This is a genomic window from Lysobacter terrae (assembly GCF_054782215.1).
Map to the genome: position 1 here is coordinate 604,805 of NZ_BAAGSX010000001.1, position 15,642 is coordinate 620,446.

Below are 15,642 nucleotides of genomic sequence, written 5' to 3' on the forward strand. Positions count from 1 at the left end.
GACGGTGGGGCTGCGGGGGATGGCTTTAGCCCGGAAATGGATGCTGCGGAGCAGCAAAAAAGAAGCCCGGCTTGCGCCGGGCTTCCTGGGTACAGCGAAACGCGCTTGGCTTAGAACTTGTAGCCAGCGCTGATGTACACGCGACGGCCCAGCGGGTCGGCACCGATGGTGTAGTCGAAGAACGGATAACCGGTGTTGCTCGCATCCTTGCGGTACTGGTTGTCAAACACGTTGACGATGGTTGCCGACACTTCCAGGTTCGGGCCGAACTTCTTGAGGAACTGCAGGTTGTACAGCATGTACGGAGGCAGACGACGGCCGGAATAGCCGCCGGCGGCGTTGGTGAAGTCCGCACCGGCCCAATTGCCGTTCGAACCGTAACGCGTACCGAACACGGTGGTCGTCCAGTCGCCCTTCTGCCAGCTCACCGTGCCGCGCATGCGGCTACGCTGGTCGCTGATGGCGGCATCGTCGCGGTAGTCGATCAGGTCGTCGCCCTTGAACTGCTTGTACTTGTTCGTGAGGCTGAGCGAGTAACCCAGTTCGAAGCGGAAGTCGCCGAAGCGGTCCGTATCCAGGCGATAACGGTACGTCGCGTCGATACCGCTCGTATCCACCAGCGCGCTGTTGATGTACGCCGAGTTGATGCTGTCGATGCGGTTGTCGAGCGTCGTGCCCGGGGCGGCCGGCAGACGGGTGACCAGGCTCAGGATGTTCTGGCAGAACGCCGAGTCCATGCTGTTCGCGAACGGCGTGCCATCCGGGTTGGTTCCCAGGCGGCAGTTGGCTTCGTTCTGCAGGATGTACGACGAGCTGAGCTGGGTCGCGGCGTCCTCCAGCTTGACGCGCCAGTAGTCGACCGAGACGTCCATGCCTTCCATGATGTCCCACACGAAACCGGCGGTGAACGACTTACCCTTTTCTTCTTCCAGCAGCGGGTTGCCGGCCACGCGGGTCTGCGCCGAGTAGATGGTGCGGTCGCCCGAAACGTTGCACTGCGGACGGGTGCGCGGAACGGCCGGAGTCGGCTGTCCGACGCCCGTACCCGAACGGCACGAGTACTCGTCGAGGATCGTCGAGAACGAGGCGGCACCTTCGGCGAACACCAGCTGCATGTCGGGCGCGCGGAAGCTGGTCGCGTACGACGAGCGCAGCAGCAGGCTGTCGAACGGACGCCATTCCAGGCCGAGGTTGTAGGTCACGGCATCGTCGACGGCGGTGATGTCGTCGTACTTGTCGTAACGGCCGGCGACGTTCGCGGTCAGGCTGTTGAGGATCGGCACGCGCACTTCGGCGCCCACAGCGTAACGATCGCGCTCGCCATGGGTCTGGCCCGAGCTGGTGAGGTTGTAGATCGTCTGCGAGTCGCGCGGACGCAGCGGGCTGGTGCGCGGGTCGCTCATCAGGTCGAACTTCTGGTTGGCGGCTTCCAGCGTGGCGGCGAAGCCAACGGCACCGGCCGGCAGCGTGAACAGGTCACCCGAGAGGTTGAAGTTCAGCGAGGACGAGCTGGTTTCGGCGCGGTTGATGACGCGCGTCGACATGGCCTGGTACTGCTCCGGCGTCAGCGGGGTGTTCCAGTGATTGAGATCCAGACGATAGATCGGGAACGCGCCGTTGAAACCCAGGCGCGGGCCGAGGAAGTAATCGTGCACGGCCTGCGACAGCAGGCGCGGACGGTCGGCTTCGTACTGGTACTTCGAGGTCTGCGCGGAAGCTTCCCAGTCGAAGCGGTCGAACAGCGTGCCCATGACGCCGGCCGTCACGTCCCAGGTCTCTTCGTCGTAAAGCGTCGAAGCCGCTTCCTTACCGCCGAGTTCCCACGGGTTGAAGATGCGCTGCAGCTGAATCAGCGAACCGAACTGCGGATCGAAGTAGGCGCTGGTCTGGCCGCCCGTGCTGGTACGCATGAACTGGTCGCCCGAGGTGCCCCAGAATTCGGTACCGGGAGCGGATTCGCCGTTGCTGCTGTAGTACGTCATGCTGCCGAACAGCTTCAGCGAGTCGGTCAGGTCGTACGTGCCGTAGCCGTAGGCGGAGTAGGACTCGCTCTTGTTCCAGATCGAGCGCGAGGCCGGCTGATCGAACGAACCGCAGTAGGTGCCGCGAGTAGCGGTGGTCTTCGTCGTGTAGCCGAAGCGATCGCAGACGCTGGCGTCGTACAGCGCGTTCTTGCCGAGCGTCGCCGCCGGGCCGGACTGGCGCAGGGCGACCAGCGCGAGCGCCGGGTTGGTGAACGACGGGCCGAGCGGGCCCTTGCGGGTGTCGGACAGGAAGTCGCGCTGCGCCGCGAAGACCGGCTCATTGGCCGAGTATTGCAGGGCGTACATCGCGGTCCAGCGGTCGCCGGTGCGGCCGCCGGTGTATTCCAAGTTAACGCTGTCGCCGCCGCCGTTGGTGGTGGTGCCGACGGTGCCGCGGATGAAGTTACCTTCGTAATTTTCGCGGGTAACGATGTTCACCACGCCAGCGATGGCGTCGGAGCCGTAGATCGCCGAGGCGCCGCCGGCGAGCACTTCGACGCGCTCGATGATCGACGACGGAATCGCGCGAACGTTGACCACGTTGTTGTCGCGGTTGTACGGCTGCGGGTACTGCGCGGGACGACGGCCGTTGACCAGCGTCAGCGTGTAGCCCGGGCCCAGGTTGCGCAGGTTGACCACCTGGGCGTTGGGCGTGAAGCCGCTGGTGGCCAGGTCGCCGGTGAACGACGCGGTGGTGTTCTGGGTCAGCGTCTGCAGCATGTCGCCGACGGTCTGGAAGCCCTCGCGGTCGATGTCTTCGCGAGTGATCACCGTGACCGGCGCCGGACCTTCGATTTCGGTGCGCTTGATGCGCGAGCCGACGACCATGACCTTGTCGAGTTCGGTAGTCTTGTCGGCTTGAGAAGACGGATCTGCCTTCTTCTGTTCCTGAGCTTCCTGAGCCATCGCCGCGTTGGCACTGAACAGCAGGGCGCTCGTAAGTGCGACCGACAGCGCGCTGCGCTGCAGGCTGTGCGTGTTGCTAACTGCCATTTTTTTCCCCTTTGAATCGTGTCGAGCTAGTCGTTTTGTCGCCTTCCCCAGGCGGTTGGATGTGACCAACTGCTCGAACTTAACATGCGATTAACGCAAAAGTCACGGAAGCGTCACAGAAATGACCGGTCTCCGCGCCGTTTTTCGTATCGGGTCAGGTCGGCGATTCCGAAATTTCGAATGCCTCCCAAGGTTTGGGTACTCCGGTCGCCACGAACTAGAATGTTGCAAAGCGGCATTGCATCCCGCACCGGCCTCGCCTTGAACACCGACCTCCAATCACTCCTGGCCCGGCTGATCCTGCCCGGGACCGAGCTTCCCCTCGAACAGACCACCACGCGCCTGCGTGTCGCCGAATCGGATGGCCGCGTCGCGGTCGAAGCCGTGTTCGGTTTCCCGTCGGCATGGGTGGAGCCGTGGCTGCGCGGTGAGGTCGAACGCCTGGCGGCGGAAGCCGGGAAATCGCTGGCAAGCCTCAGCGTGACTTCGCGCATCGCCAGCCATGCCGTGCAGGAAAAACTGTCGCCGCTGCCCAACGTCCGCAACATCATCGCGGTGGGCTCGGGCAAGGGCGGTGTCGGCAAGTCCACCGTCGCGGTGAACCTGGCCTTGGCGTTGGCCGCCGACGGTGCCCGCGTGGGCGTACTGGACGCGGACATCTACGGCCCGAGCGTGCCGCTGATGCTGGGTATCACCGGCCGCCCCGACAGTCCGGACGGCAAGACCATCGAACCGATGCGGGCGCATGGCGTGGAGGCGATGTCGATCGGGCTGCTGGTCGATCAGGACACGCCGATGATCTGGCGCGGCCCGATGGCGACCTCGGCGCTGACCCAGTTGCTGACCGAGACGCGCTGGGGCGGCGGCGCCGACGGCGAGGGCCTGGACTATCTGATCCTCGATCTGCCGCCGGGCACCGGCGACATCCAGCTCACCATGGCGCAGAAAATTCCCGTCGCCGGCGCGATCGTGGTCACCACGCCGCAGGACGTGGCCACGCTCGACGCGCGCAAGGCGCTGAAGATGTTCGAGAAGGTCGAAGTGCCGGTGCTCGGTCTGGTGGAGAACATGGCCGTGCACGTGTGTTCCAACTGCGGCCATGCCGAGCACATCTTCGGCGAAGGCGGCGGCGAACGGATGGCCGCGCAGTACGGCGTACCCCTGCTGGGCAGCCTCCCGCTGGAAGCACGCGTGCGGGAGCAGGGCGATACCGGTGTGCCGATCGTGGCGGCGGCCGCGGAATCCGCCAGCGCCCAACACTTCCGCCAGACCGCGCGCCGCGCGGCGATCGAGCTGGCCCGCCGTCCGCAGGTCGCCAGGCCGCTTGCTGTCTCGCTGCTGGGTTGATTTGCCGTTCCGGGGGCCTGCTGCCGCATGAAACCGGTCCCAGCGCCTGTGCGGGTGCGCCGAACGGATAGAATCGCCGTTCCTTTACCTGGAATGTCGTAACCGCATGAGCATCAAGTCCGACCGCTGGATCCGCCGCATGGCCGAGCAACACGGCATGATCGAGCCGTTCGAACCAGGTCAGGTCAAGACCGCTGCCGGGCAACGCATCGTCAGCTACGGCACCTCCAGCTACGGCTACGACGTGCGCTGCTCGCGCGAGTTCAAGATCTTCACCAACATCAATTCGACGATCGTCGATCCCAAGCATTTCGACAGCGGCAGCTTCGTCGACGTCGAGGGCGACTTCTGCGTGATCCCGCCCAATTCTTTCGCGCTCGCCCGCACGGTCGAGTACTTCCGCATCCCGCGCGACACGCTGGTGGTGTGCCTGGGCAAGAGCACGTATGCGCGCTGCGGCATCATCGTCAACGTCACGCCGCTGGAACCGGAATGGGAAGGCCACGTGACGTTGGAATTCAGCAACACCACGCCGCTGCCCGCGCGCATCTACGCCAACGAAGGCGTGGCGCAGATGTTGTTCTTCCAGTCCGACGAAGTGTGCGATACCTCGTACAAGGATCGCGGCGGTAAGTACCAGGGCCAGGTAGGCGTGACTCTGCCGCGCACCTGATCTCGACGCGGCGTTTGCTCGTCATCCCTTAGCTTTTGCTCGTCATCCCTTTAGCTTTTGCTCGTCATCCCCGCGAAGGCGGGGATCCAGGGACTTTGCTTTTGCTTCTGCTGGTTTTGAAGAGCCGCCGGCTTCGGCAGGACGCGCTACCCGACGGGACGGGGGTGCTCCGCCCCTCCGGACGGCATCCCTGCCTTTAGTCGGGGCCGCGGACCATCCTGGTCCGCTCTCCGCACCCCCATCCCATCGGGCAGCGCTTATCGCGAGCGTGCAGATCACCGCTTCGGCGCCGAAACCCTTCTTCTCCCCGCGTGCGGGGAGAAGATGCCCGAAGGGCAGATGAGGGGAGCGAGCGCAGCGAGTTGCTTTTGCTCTTTCGTAGACGCGCCCGAGATGTGTGGAGGGCAGGCGGTGCCGGTGGGTAGGCGTGACTGTCAGCGGCATGGATGCCGCTGACAAGCCTCCATGGACGGATTCACGGCGTGTCGCGACTGCCTACCGGCGCCGCCTGCCCGTCGCCTCAGCAATAGGCAACCGACTTACGGCTTCTGATACGTAACGAAGAACCCCTGCAAATCGCCGTTCTCGATATACGGCTCCACACTGACCACCTTGTAGCCCCGCGCAGCGAAAGCCGAATGCGCCTTGGTCAGATTGTTCGCGGCACCTTGATTGCGGAAGCCCCAGCTGGCGTCGACCCAGATGGTCACGGCCGGCAGATTGGCGGCAGCCGCTTCCTGCGCGGAGAGTTCGGGTTTCTTTTCGAACAGCGCCGCATGAGCAGGTGCGGCCAGGACGGCGAGGGCGAAAACGGCGGCAATGAATACGTTGCGCATAAGGAACTCCAGTTAGTGTTCGGCGCCCGCCGCGAGCTGCCGGTCGACGCGCGTTTCCAGCGCGACCTGCAGCGCGATGCGCAGGCCTTCGACGACCGTTTCGACTGCAAGCCCCGGTGCGTCCGGATGCCGTGCAGCCTGCTCGGGCGAATAGGGAATGTGCACGAAACCACCGCGGATACGGCGATGACGCAAGGCGTGCATCAATCCATAGAAAACATGATTGCAGACATAGGTGCCCGCGGACTGTGACACCTCCGCCGGAATGCCCGCTTCGCGCAGCGCCGCGAGCATGGCCTTGATCGGCAGGCCGGTGAAGTATGCCGCCGGCCCACCGGCGACGATTTCGCTGTCGATCGGTTGCGCACCGGCATTGTCGGGAATGCGCGCATCGTCGACATTGATCGCGATGCGCTCCAGCGACATCGACGCCCGCCCGCCCGCCTGGCCAACGCATAGCACCAGAGCCGGTTTCGTCTCGCGAATGGCAACGCGCAGCGCCTCGAGCGACGCGCCGAATTCCACCGGCAACTGCCGCGCGACGATACGATGGCCGCCGATCTGGCGATCGTGAAGCTGCTGCACCGCCTGCCAGCTCGGATTCACCGCCTCGCCGCCGAACGGCGCGAATCCGGTCAACAACACCACCGGCAGATTGTCCGCGCTCACCGGAACACCAGCACGTACATCAGCACGAGATTGACCAGCATCAGTGCCACCGCGGTCGGCAGCTGTACGCGGATCACCGCGTTGGGATCGTCGAGTTCGAGCAATGCGGCGGGCACGAGATTGAAGTTCGCCGCCATCGGCGTCATCAACGTCCCGCAGTAGCCGGTGACCATGCCGATCGCGCCCAGCGCGGCGGGATCCGCGCCGTGCCGCTGGATCAGCAACGGCAGACCGATGCCCGCCATCATCACCGGGAACGCGGCGAACGCGTTGCCCATGATCACCGTGAACAGCACCATCCCCAGCCCGAAAGCGAGCAGACACGCGACGCGACTGTCCGCCGGGATCACCGCCGTCACCAGCGACGACACCGCTTCACCCACACCGCTGGCAGCGAAGACGCCGCCGAGCGTCGCCAGTACCAGCGGCAGCAGCGCGGCCCAGCCCATGGTGTCGAGCAGGCGCCGGCCTTCGGTCGCGGCCTGGATCGGTTGCTCGCGGGTGATCGCGATTGCCGCAATCGCAGCGAGAATGCTGGCGAGCGCCAGCGCGGGCAGGGTGATGTTGCCCGCCGCGAACAACGGTGTCGCACCGATGCGCAGCTTCTCTCCCACCAGCACGATCGCGACTGTGAGTAGCGGGATCACCAGCGCCGGCACGAACAGGCGGTGGCCAAGACGCTCGGCCGAAGCGCGCCGCTGGGCCTCCGGCGCTTCGGCGATGTGCTCGCGGCGCATGCGCGTGGCGAGCAGAGCCAGCGCGATCACCCCGGCGCCGGCGATCTGGGCCGGCAGCGCGTCGCCGGCCTTGCGTGCGTCGAGGATGGTTTCGCCGCCGCCGAACAGTACTGCGATGAGCGTCCAGAACGCGGCATGCGCATAGCGCTTCTCGCGCAGGTTGCGCCAGCCGGCGTAGAGCAGGAACGCGGCGAGGACGAAGTAGAAATGCTCAATCCGCAGCATCGCCAGCCCCGGTAGGAGTGGAACGCGGCAGGCGTCGTTGGAACACGGCAATGCGGATGGCGTGGATGACGAACGCGGCAAGCGCGGTCGGCGCTGCCCATAGTGCGATCTGCCACGGCTGCAGCACGATGCCGTGCTGGTCGAAGAAGCTCTGGATCAGCAGCACCGCGCCGAAGGCGAGGAACACGTCTTCGCCGAAGAAACGTCCGACGTTGTCGGTTGCCGCGGCGAGCGCATGCACACGCTGGGTTTGCGCCCGGTCCAATCCGCCTTGGGTCTTATCCGCCGCCGACTCCGCCATCGGCGCCAATAGGGGACGCACCGTCTGCGCGTGGCCGGCAATGTCGATGAGGCCGAACATACTCAGCAGCTGACGGACGCCCAGGTAGACGATGAGCAGGCGCGCCATGGTCACGCCGCGTAGCCGCGCGATCCACGCCAGCGCGTGTTCGCGCAGGCCCGCGCGTTCGAGCAGTCCGATCGTCGGCAAGGTGAAGCAGAACAGCAGCAGCGCACGATTGGAAACGAAGCTTTCGCCCAGCAGCGCCAACAGGTCCGGCAAGGACTTGCCCGCCGCCAGCCCGCTGACCAGCCCGGCGCCGACCACCACCATCACCGGGTTGAGCTGCAGCACGAAGCCGATCACGACCACGGCGACGCCGAGCAGGGGCCAGTAGTTGATCAGCGCTTCGCTCATTCGTTAGCTCCGACCGGCAGGATGCGCACGCCGTCGGCTGCGAGCGCGGCGCGGATCGCCCGGGCGAACTGCGCGGCATCGGCGCGATCGCCGTGCAGGCACAGCGTATCGGCGTGCAGCGCCAGGCGTTCGCCGGTACGTGCGATCACGCTGCCGTCGCGGACGAAGCCGCGTACCTGCGCGATCGCCGCATCCAGCGCATGGATCACCGCATCGGGATGGCGGCGCGGCGTCAGCGTGCCGTCGGCTTCGTAGCGCCGCTCGGCGAAGACTTCGTGGGCGACGCGCAGGCCCGCGGCGGCTCCGGCATCGGCGAGCCGCGAGCCGGACAAAGCGAACAACAACAGATCCGGATCGAATCGGACGACAGCCGCGACGATGGCTGCCGCGACCGCGTCGTCTCGGGCGGCCACGTTGTAGAGCGCACCGTGCGGCTTCACGTGCGCGAGCCGCATCCCTTCCGACGCCGCGACAGCCGCCAGCACCGCGATTTGCTCGCCGACCTGTCGCTCGATGTCGGCAAGCGGCAGCGGCATCTCGACCCGGCCGAAGTTCTCACGATCCGGGTAGCTGGGGTGCGCGCCGGCTGCGACCCCGTGCTCGCGGCACAAGCGCAAAGTGGCGCGCATCGTGGCTTCGTCGCCGGCATGGCCGCCGCTGGCGATGCTGGCCGAGGTGATCAGCGGAATGATCGCGGCGTCGTCGCCGCAGCCTTCGCCCAGATCGCAGTTGAAGTCGATGCGCACCGCGGTCGCCGGCTACTTGCGGCTGAAAAGCAGTCCCAGGCCCACCACGACCAGGATCGCCGGCCACCACGTCGAGATCAGGCGGCCCAGGCTGAGGTTGGTGAAACCGAGGTTGTTGAGCAGAAACAGCGTGCCGACGGTGATCAGCACGAGCGCTGCGATGACATGGCCCTTCATTCGCGATGTTCCCTGAGTTTGTAGTCGATCATCAGCGCGATTCTGGCGAGCTGTGCCCGCGCCGCGCAAGCCAGGCGCGTCGCGGTTTGCGCATCGCAGGACTGAAAACGCACGTTATCGCCCGGGCGCAGCTGCGCCATGCGCGGCAGATCGGCGCCGATGACGTGGCCCAGGCAGGGGTACCCGCCTACCGTCTGCGCATCGGCGAGCAGCACGATGGGCTGGCCGTCGGGCGGAAGCTGTACCGTGCCGGGCGCGACGGGCGCGGAGATGGCTTCGCCACGAGATCCACCCGGTGCCGTCCGTTCCAGCGTCGCCCCTTCCAGGCGCACGCCCTGGCGATTGCTGCGATTGCTCGCTTGCCAGACGGGGCCGTCCAGGCGTACGTCGGCGTGCTGCGCGGGCACGTAATGGATGAGGGTGCCGCGCTCGTCCGCGTCCGCGTTGAAGTACGGGTCGATCCACCATTTCGGCGCAGTGGCGCGCGTTATCTTGTGGTCCAGGGCCTGCAGCGGGAACACGTCGCCGCTATGCAGCGCGCGTCCTTCGATGCCGCCGAAGCCGCCGCGCAGATCGGTGCTGCGGCTGCCCAGTACCGGCTTCACGTCGATGCCGCCGGCGAACGCCAGCCACGCGCGCGCACCGCCGTGCAACGCACCTATGCGCAGAGTGCCCGCGGGAAGATCGACGGGGCGGCCGCTTTCGATCGTGCAGCGCTCACCGTCGTCGGATTCGAAATGCGTGCTGGCACGGGCTCCGCAGATCGCCAGCCTCACGGCGCCATGGAATTGCAGCGTGGGGCCATGCAAGGTCAGCTCGAGCACGGCGCCCTGCGGCGCGTTGCCGACCAGGCGATTGGCCAGCATCGCCGCAGTGGGATCGAGCGCACCGCATGCGGCAATACCGAGATGGCGCCAGCCGACGCGGCCGCCGTCCTGCACGGTGGTCGACAGGCCGGCGGACAGCACGCGCACGGTCATGCGCGCATTCCGCGCAAGGGCACCATTGCGCGACGACGTCACGCGGCCGCTGCCACGGCGACGAAGCGCACGCGATCGCCGGGCGCGAGCAGCGTCGGCGGATCTTTGGAGGGATCGAACAGGCTCAGCGGTGTACGCCCGATGAGACGCCATCCGCCCGGGCTTTCGCGCGGATAGATGCCGGTCTGCAGACCGCCGATGGCGACGCTGCCTGCGGGCACCGAAGTGCGCGGCGTCGCCAGCCGCGGCAGCGCCAGTTGCGGATCCAGACCGAGCAGATAGGGGAAGCCGGGGGCGAATCCGATCATCGCCACGGTGTAGAGACCGGCGGCATGGCGCTGCGCCAATTCGGCGGGCGCGATGCCCAATTCCGCTGCAGCGCTGTCGAGGTCCGGTCCGGCTTCGCCGCCGTAGACGACCGGGATCTCCACGGTGCGCGCTTCCACGCCGTGTCGCGTGGCCTTGGATCCGCCGGCGGCCTTGCCTTGCGCACGCAGCCAGGCGGCGACGGCATCTGCGTCGATCGACAGCGGGTCGAAGAAGACACCGACGCTCGCGTACGCCGGCACCAGGTCGCGCAACCACCCGGGCGGCCGGGCGCGGATATGCGCGCACAGCGCATGCACGCGGGCGTTCACGGCGGGATCGATACGGTCGCCCAGCCGCAACAGCAGGGCGTCGTCGGCGAGCGGCTCGATGTCGGGGCGCGGCGGAAGACTCACGCGGTCACGCTAGCGCGTCGTTCACGCCAGCGCCGCGCGCAGGCGCTCGATGCGGCGCACGAGTTCTTCGGGCGAGTACGGCTGCGCGGTCGCCATACCCCACACCGGACGCGGCCAGGCGATGTCTTCGCGAAAGCGCGCGATCACATGGACGTGCAGTTGCGGAACCACGTTGCCCAGCGCCGCGACGTTGAGCTTGTGCGGCTGGAACACCGCCTGCAGCACGCGGCAGGCGCGGCCGATCTCGCGCGTGAGTTCGACCTGTTGCATCTCGCTGAGGTCGATCCATTCCACCGCGTTTTCCACGCGCGGCACCAGGATCAGCCACGGATGGTTGGCATCGTCCATCAATTGCAGGTCGCACAGGTCGAAGTGCGCCACCGGATGCGTGTCGTCGGACAGTTGCGGATGCAGGTGCCAGCCGGTGGAGGGAGGCGTGCGGTTCATCGCAGGTTCTCCGCGAGGAAGTCCAGGGTGCGTTGCCACGCCAGTGCGGCGCTTTGCGCATGGTAGTGCGTGTTGTCGACGTCGCGGTTGAAGGCGTGGTCGGCCTCCTCGTACACATGGATCCGCGCTGTCGGCTGCTTCTTGCGATGCAGCTCGATGTCGCCCGATGGAATGCTCTTGTCGCGCGCGCCGAAATGGAACATCAGCGGTGCACGCGCGGGCTCGTCGAGGAAGGGCACGCTGCGCGCGCCGTAGTAGCTCACGGCCGGCAAGCCCAGCCGCGTATTGGCGAGGAAGGCGACGCTGCCGCCCCAGCAGAAACCGATCACGCCCGTGCGCAGGCCCTCCGACTGCAGCAGGTCGGCGGCGGCTTCGACCACGTCGATCGCGCGGTCGAAGCCGAGGCTGTTGCGCAGCGCGACGCCGCGTTGCGCATCGGCTTCGGCATATTCGAGCTCGACGCCGGTTTCGACCGGGTCGAACAGGCTGGGGGCGAGCGCGACGAAGCCTTGGTTCGCCAGCCGTTCCGTCACCGCGCGGATATGCGGATTGACCCCGAAGATCTCCTGCAGCACCACGACGGCGCCCTGCGAAGGGCCGGTAGGGTCCGCGCGCCAGGCCCGTACCGGTCCGTGGGGCGTATTCAGGTCTATCCAGTGGCTCATGACGGCGGGGCGGGCGAGGTGGGGAGCCCTAATTAACCGCTTCGCGAGCGTCCGCTGCAAGCTGCCGGCTCAAGCCGCGCCGAGCAGGTACAATTGCCTGTTTTTTCTCGAAATTCTTCCGGAAATTTGCGCTCCATGTCGTCCGTCGCCAATCCTAAAGTCGGTTTCGTCAGCCTCGGTTGCCCCAAGGCCCTGGTCGATTCCGAACGCATCCTCACCCAGCTCAAGGTCGAAGGTTACGACCTGGTGCCGACGTACGACGACGCCGATGTGGTCGTGGTCAACACCTGCGGCTTCATCGATTCGGCCGTCGCCGAATCGCTGGATGCGATCGGCGAGGCGATGGCGGAGAACGGCAAGGTGATCGTCACCGGCTGCCTGGGCAAGCGCGAGGAAGTGATCCGCGAAGCGCATCCGGGTGTGCTCTCGATCAGCGGGCCGCAGGATTACAAAAGCGTGATGGAAGCGGTGCACAAGGTGCTGCCGCCCAAGCACGATCCCTTCATCGACCTGGTGCCGCGTCGCCCGCTCGACGACATCGGCGTCAAGCTCACGCCCAAGCACTACGCGTACTTGAAGATCTCCGAAGGCTGCAATCACCGCTGCAGCTTCTGCATCATCCCATCGATGCGCGGCGACCTGGTGTCGCGTCCGGTCGATCAGGTGCTGCGCGAAGCCGAGAAGCTGGCGATGGGCGGCGTGAAGGAACTGCTGGTGATCTCGCAGGACACCAGCGCCTACGGCGTCGACGTGAAGTACGCCGAGCGCGAGTGGCGCGGCAAGGCTTACCAGACGCGCATGAAGGCGCTGTGTGAAGGCCTGTCCGAACTCGGCATCTGGTCGCGCCTGCACTACGTGTATCCCTATCCGCACGTCGACGAGATCATTCCGTTGATGGCGGAGGGCAAGCTGTTGCCGTACCTGGATATCCCGTTCCAGCACGCCAGTCCGCGCGTACTCAAGCTGATGAAGCGTCCCGGCGCCGTGGACAAGGTGCGCGAGCGCATCCATCGCTGGCGCGAGATCTGCCCGGAGCTCACGATCCGCTCGACCTTCATCGTCGGTTTCCCCGGCGAGACCGAGGCGGAGTTCGAAGAGTTGCTGGACTTCCTCGACGAAGCGCAGCTGGATCGCGTGGGCGCGTTCGCCTATTCGCCGGTCGAAGGCGCGGCGGCGAACGATCTGCCCGATCCGGTACCGGAGGAAGTGAAGCAGGAGCGTCTGGCCCGTTTCATGGAGCGCCAGGCCGAGATTTCCGCCGCCAAGCTGGAAGCCAAGGTCGGCAGCGTGCAGCGCTGCCTGGTCGACGCGATCGATGGCGACTTGGCGATCGCGCGCTCGATGGCCGATGCCCCGGAGATCGACGGCGTGGTGCAGATCCAGAACGGCTTCGAGGCCGGCCTGAAGCCGGGCGAATTCGTCGATGTCGAGATCATGGGCAGCGACGAACACGATCTTTACGGTGAGGTCGCTTTCGCCGACTGAGCGCCGCTGGCGCCAGGCTGAACCTCCGACAGTCGGCGCCCGCCCCGGCCATTAGCTGTGCTGTAGTGCCCGCGTGCGGCGCCCGCAGCTTCAGATCGTGCCTGTGCGGTCCGCCAGCCGTACGAAAGGAGGACTCATGCCTGCCACCATTGCTCGTCACCACCCCCACCTCACCGTCCCGGGTGCGCATATCTCGGGCAAGGCGCTGGTGTTCTCGGCACTCGCTGCCGGCACCGTATTCCTGGTGCTCGAACTGCTGGTCACCCGCTACGTCCTGGGGGTCAACCCGGGGGTCATGATCCGCATGATCGCGGCCATCACCCAGGGCACCGCCATGCTGCCGCCGCCGGAAAGCGCCAACCTGTCGGTCACGCTCGCCGCCGTGATCCTGCATCTGGTGATGTCGCTGACCTACGCGCTCGTTTTCGCCTTCATCGCGAAGGGGCGCACGATCCGCCAGGCGACACTGCTCGGCGCCGGATATGGCCTGATTCTGTACGTGGTGAACTTCTACGGGTTCACCGAGCTGTTCCCGTGGTTCGCCGGTGCGCGCAGCTGGGGCGCCGTGCTCTCGCACGTGGCCTTCGGTGCGGTGCTCGGCGCGACCTACGCCTGGTGGGCGCCGCACGGAACGCCGCACGCCCATTGACTGTGGGGATAGCGGTCGCCGCGTCGTCCGACGCGGCGACTGCTGACGCGCCGCGATTACGCCGCGACCGGCAGCTGCTTGTGCAGGCCGACGCTGAGCATGTTCCAGGAACGGATCATCGCCGCGACGAAGCTGAGCTCGGAAATCTCGCGTTCGTCGAACTGCGAGCGCAGGGTTTCGAGCGCGTCGTCCGGCACGTGTGCGCTGCCGATCGCATTGAGCGCCTCCGCCCAACCCAGTGCGGCGCGTTCGCGCTCGTCGAAAAGCGGGCTTTCGCGCCACGCGGCGAGCGTGTCCAGCTTGCGTTGATCGACGCCGGCCTTGCGCAGCGCGGTGGAATGCATGTCCAGGCAGAACGCGCAGCCGTTGATCTGCGATACGCGCAGCGAAATCAGTTCGACCATCTTGTGGCCGAGCGGGCCCTTGTGCAGGCTGATGCTCAGGTTGTACAGGTGCTGGTAGGCCTCCGGAGCGAGGGCGGCGTAATCGATGGGGGAGGTGTTCATTGCGGTCTTCTCGTTTGTCGGCCACGGTGGCCGTGTCAATGAAGTAGACGGGCGAGCGCGGCGCGTTGTGACACGACGCGAAGGACTTTTCAGTCGAACGCGTGCAGCTTGTCCGGATTCAACACCGTCAGTACCTGGGTGATGCGGTCGCCGTCGATCGTGACCGTGGTGATCGAATGCAGATGGCCCTGGTACCAGCGCAGGATGGCCGGTTCGCCGTTGACATAGCCGATGCGGCACTGCGTCTGCGCGCCGATCCGACTCGCGACCGCGCCGTACAGGCGGGCGATGCGCTCGGCGCCCTCGAGCGGACGAATCGTCGCCGTGACCTTGCCGCCGCCGTCGGAGACCAGGCGCGCGTTGTTGTCCAGCAAGGCCACGATCGAGGCCTGGTCGCCGGATTCCGCCGCATGCATGAAGCGCTCGAGCAGACGCCGGTGCTTGTCCGGTGCGACTTCGAAGCGCGGCCGCTCCGCCTGCAGGCGCTGCCGCGCGCGGTGCACCATCTGCCGGCAATTGGCTTCGCTATGGCCGATGAGCTGCGCCACCTGGGCGTAGTCGTAGTCGAAGATTTCCTTGAGCAGGAACGCGGCGCGTTCTTCCGGCCCCAGCTTCTCCAGCAGCGACAGGAAGGCGAGCGAAACCTGACTGCCCAGGTCGGCCCGGCCTTCCGGGGTGGGCGATTCGTCGACGGTCAGCGGTTCGGGCAGCCACGGCCCTGGGTAGTGCTCGCGCTCGGTGCGCGCCAGGCGCAGGCGGTCGATGCCCAGCCGCGTCGTGGCCGTGACCAGCCAGGCCTCGGTATCGCGGATCGCGGTGCGATCGGCCTGATGCCAGCGCAGCCAGGCGTCCTGGACCACGTCCTCGGCGTCGCTGCGGCTGCCCAGGAGGCGGTAGGCCAGCCCGAACAGGCGGGAACGGTAGGTCTCGAAGAGGGGTTCGGTGCTCATGCAGCCAGGACGGGCGAGGGGGCGGCGGTGTGACAGTGCCATGCGGACCGAGTCCCGGCCCGCCATTCATCGGCGGTGGCAGCGGGGCGTCGGACCCAGGCCCGCCTACAATAT

General features: G+C 66.4%; 17 protein-coding genes. 4 read left to right on the forward strand and 13 right to left on the reverse strand.

Annotated features, from left to right (window positions below; translation table 11 throughout):
* Positions 1–110: 110 nt before the first annotated feature.
* Positions 111–3,017: a TonB-dependent receptor domain-containing protein gene (locus tag ACYVJ8_RS02940; RefSeq protein ID WP_460709393.1), complete on the reverse strand. Its 2,907-nt coding sequence runs from the start codon at positions 3,015–3,017 to the stop codon at positions 111–113.
* A gap of 222 nt (positions 3,018–3,239) precedes the next feature.
* Here ACYVJ8_RS02940 and apbC point away from each other — a divergent pair, with 222 nt between their 5' ends.
* On the forward strand, positions 3,240–4,364 hold the full coding sequence (gene apbC / locus ACYVJ8_RS02945) for an iron-sulfur cluster carrier protein ApbC (protein WP_460709394.1): 1,125 nt from the start codon (positions 3,240–3,242) through the stop codon (positions 4,362–4,364).
* Between the two features lie 106 nt (positions 4,365–4,470).
* Complete coding sequence (gene dcd, locus ACYVJ8_RS02950) at positions 4,471–5,037, forward strand: dCTP deaminase (RefSeq protein ID WP_460709395.1); 567 nt, start codon at positions 4,471–4,473, stop codon at positions 5,035–5,037.
* Positions 5,038–5,576: 539 nt separating this feature from the next.
* On the opposite strand, the gene ACYVJ8_RS02955 is transcribed toward dcd, so the two are convergent.
* From ACYVJ8_RS02955 to ACYVJ8_RS03000, 10 genes are read right to left on the reverse strand one after another with little or no spacing between them, the layout of a single operon-like run.
* Positions 5,577–5,873 carry a hypothetical protein gene (locus ACYVJ8_RS02955; protein ID WP_460709396.1) on the reverse strand — a complete coding sequence of 99 codons (297 nt, stop codon included), beginning with the start codon at positions 5,871–5,873 and terminating at the stop codon, positions 5,577–5,579.
* Positions 5,874–5,885: 12 nt separating this feature from the next.
* Positions 5,886–6,542, reverse strand: coding sequence for a pyroglutamyl-peptidase I (gene pcp / locus ACYVJ8_RS02960; protein ID WP_460709397.1), 657 nt, complete (start codon positions 6,540–6,542; stop codon positions 5,886–5,888).
* Positions 6,539–7,504, reverse strand: a complete 966-nt coding sequence (locus ACYVJ8_RS02965) for a DUF979 domain-containing protein (RefSeq protein WP_460709398.1) — start codon at positions 7,502–7,504, stop codon at positions 6,539–6,541. The genes pcp and ACYVJ8_RS02965 overlap by 4 nt, the downstream gene beginning before the upstream one ends.
* On the reverse strand, positions 7,491–8,201 hold the full coding sequence (locus ACYVJ8_RS02970) for a DUF969 domain-containing protein (RefSeq protein WP_460709399.1): 711 nt from the start codon (positions 8,199–8,201) through the stop codon (positions 7,491–7,493). The genes ACYVJ8_RS02965 and ACYVJ8_RS02970 overlap by 14 nt, the downstream gene beginning before the upstream one ends.
* On the reverse strand, positions 8,198–8,947 hold the full coding sequence (locus ACYVJ8_RS02975; protein ID WP_460709400.1) for a 5-oxoprolinase subunit PxpA: 750 nt from the start codon (positions 8,945–8,947) through the stop codon (positions 8,198–8,200). The genes ACYVJ8_RS02970 and ACYVJ8_RS02975 overlap by 4 nt, the downstream gene beginning before the upstream one ends.
* A 12-nt stretch (positions 8,948–8,959) precedes the next feature.
* Positions 8,960–9,124 (reverse strand): LiaI-LiaF-like domain-containing protein, encoded by a 165-nt coding sequence (locus ACYVJ8_RS02980; RefSeq protein ID WP_460709401.1) that lies wholly within the window; start codon positions 9,122–9,124, stop codon positions 8,960–8,962.
* Positions 9,121–10,104, reverse strand: coding sequence for a 5-oxoprolinase subunit C family protein (locus ACYVJ8_RS02985; protein WP_460709402.1), 984 nt, complete (start codon positions 10,102–10,104; stop codon positions 9,121–9,123). Before ACYVJ8_RS02985 ends, ACYVJ8_RS02980 begins: the two co-directional genes overlap by 4 nt.
* Before the next feature lie 38 nt (positions 10,105–10,142).
* Complete coding sequence (pxpB, locus tag ACYVJ8_RS02990; protein ID WP_460709403.1) at positions 10,143–10,826, reverse strand: 5-oxoprolinase subunit PxpB; 684 nt, start codon at positions 10,824–10,826, stop codon at positions 10,143–10,145.
* A gap of 21 nt (positions 10,827–10,847) precedes the next feature.
* Positions 10,848–11,273, reverse strand: coding sequence for an HIT family protein (locus ACYVJ8_RS02995; RefSeq protein WP_460709404.1), 426 nt, complete (start codon positions 11,271–11,273; stop codon positions 10,848–10,850).
* Entirely contained in the window at positions 11,270–11,938 is a 669-nt protein-coding gene (locus tag ACYVJ8_RS03000) for a dienelactone hydrolase family protein (protein ID WP_460709405.1), read from the reverse strand. Before ACYVJ8_RS03000 ends, ACYVJ8_RS02995 begins: the two co-directional genes overlap by 4 nt.
* 135 nt (positions 11,939–12,073) lie before the next feature.
* Between ACYVJ8_RS03000 and rimO the strand changes: the two genes are divergently transcribed.
* Both rimO and ACYVJ8_RS03010 read left to right on the forward strand, forming a co-directional pair.
* Positions 12,074–13,423 carry a 30S ribosomal protein S12 methylthiotransferase RimO gene (rimO, locus tag ACYVJ8_RS03005; protein WP_460709406.1) on the forward strand — a complete coding sequence of 450 codons (1,350 nt, stop codon included), beginning with the start codon at positions 12,074–12,076 and terminating at the stop codon, positions 13,421–13,423.
* Positions 13,424–13,559: 136 nt separating this feature from the next.
* Positions 13,560–14,072, forward strand: a complete 513-nt coding sequence (locus ACYVJ8_RS03010; RefSeq protein ID WP_460709407.1) for a hypothetical protein — start codon at positions 13,560–13,562, stop codon at positions 14,070–14,072.
* Positions 14,073–14,128: 56 nt separating this feature from the next.
* Here the strand turns inward: ACYVJ8_RS03010 and ACYVJ8_RS03015 are convergent, their stop codons facing one another.
* Positions 14,129–14,578, reverse strand: a complete 450-nt coding sequence (locus ACYVJ8_RS03015) for a carboxymuconolactone decarboxylase family protein (RefSeq protein ID WP_460709408.1) — start codon at positions 14,576–14,578, stop codon at positions 14,129–14,131.
* Between the two features lie 89 nt (positions 14,579–14,667).
* Positions 14,668–15,528: an RNA polymerase sigma-70 factor gene (locus ACYVJ8_RS03020; protein ID WP_460709409.1), complete on the reverse strand. Its 861-nt coding sequence runs from the start codon at positions 15,526–15,528 to the stop codon at positions 14,668–14,670.
* Between the last annotated feature and the right edge of the window lie 114 nt (positions 15,529–15,642).

Excerpts from the sequence above, each read along its gene's own strand:
- ACYVJ8_RS02940 (WP_460709393.1), bottom strand. The coding sequence starts at position 3,017 with ATGGCAGTTAGCAACACGCACAGCCTGCAGCGCAGCGCGCTGTCGGTC.
- apbC (WP_460709394.1), top strand. The coding sequence starts at position 3,240 with ATGTTGCAAAGCGGCATTGCATCCCGCACCGGCCTCGCCTTGAACACC.
- dcd (WP_460709395.1), top strand. The coding sequence starts at position 4,471 with ATGAGCATCAAGTCCGACCGCTGGATCCGCCGCATGGCCGAGCAACAC.
- ACYVJ8_RS02955 (WP_460709396.1), bottom strand. The coding sequence starts at position 5,873 with ATGCGCAACGTATTCATTGCCGCCGTTTTCGCCCTCGCCGTCCTGGCC.
- ACYVJ8_RS02965 (WP_460709398.1), bottom strand. The coding sequence starts at position 7,504 with ATGCTGCGGATTGAGCATTTCTACTTCGTCCTCGCCGCGTTCCTGCTC.
- ACYVJ8_RS02970 (WP_460709399.1), bottom strand. The coding sequence starts at position 8,201 with ATGAGCGAAGCGCTGATCAACTACTGGCCCCTGCTCGGCGTCGCCGTG.
- ACYVJ8_RS02980 (WP_460709401.1), bottom strand. The coding sequence starts at position 9,124 with ATGAAGGGCCATGTCATCGCAGCGCTCGTGCTGATCACCGTCGGCACG.
- ACYVJ8_RS02985 (WP_460709402.1), bottom strand. The coding sequence starts at position 10,104 with ATGACCGTGCGCGTGCTGTCCGCCGGCCTGTCGACCACCGTGCAGGAC.
- ACYVJ8_RS02995 (WP_460709404.1), bottom strand. The coding sequence starts at position 11,273 with ATGAACCGCACGCCTCCCTCCACCGGCTGGCACCTGCATCCGCAACTG.
- ACYVJ8_RS03000 (WP_460709405.1), bottom strand. The coding sequence starts at position 11,938 with ATGAGCCACTGGATAGACCTGAATACGCCCCACGGACCGGTACGGGCC.
- rimO (WP_460709406.1), top strand. The coding sequence starts at position 12,074 with ATGTCGTCCGTCGCCAATCCTAAAGTCGGTTTCGTCAGCCTCGGTTGC.
- ACYVJ8_RS03010 (WP_460709407.1), top strand. The coding sequence starts at position 13,560 with ATGCCTGCCACCATTGCTCGTCACCACCCCCACCTCACCGTCCCGGGT.
- ACYVJ8_RS03015 (WP_460709408.1), bottom strand. The coding sequence starts at position 14,578 with ATGAACACCTCCCCCATCGATTACGCCGCCCTCGCTCCGGAGGCCTAC.
- ACYVJ8_RS03020 (WP_460709409.1), bottom strand. The coding sequence starts at position 15,528 with ATGAGCACCGAACCCCTCTTCGAGACCTACCGTTCCCGCCTGTTCGGG.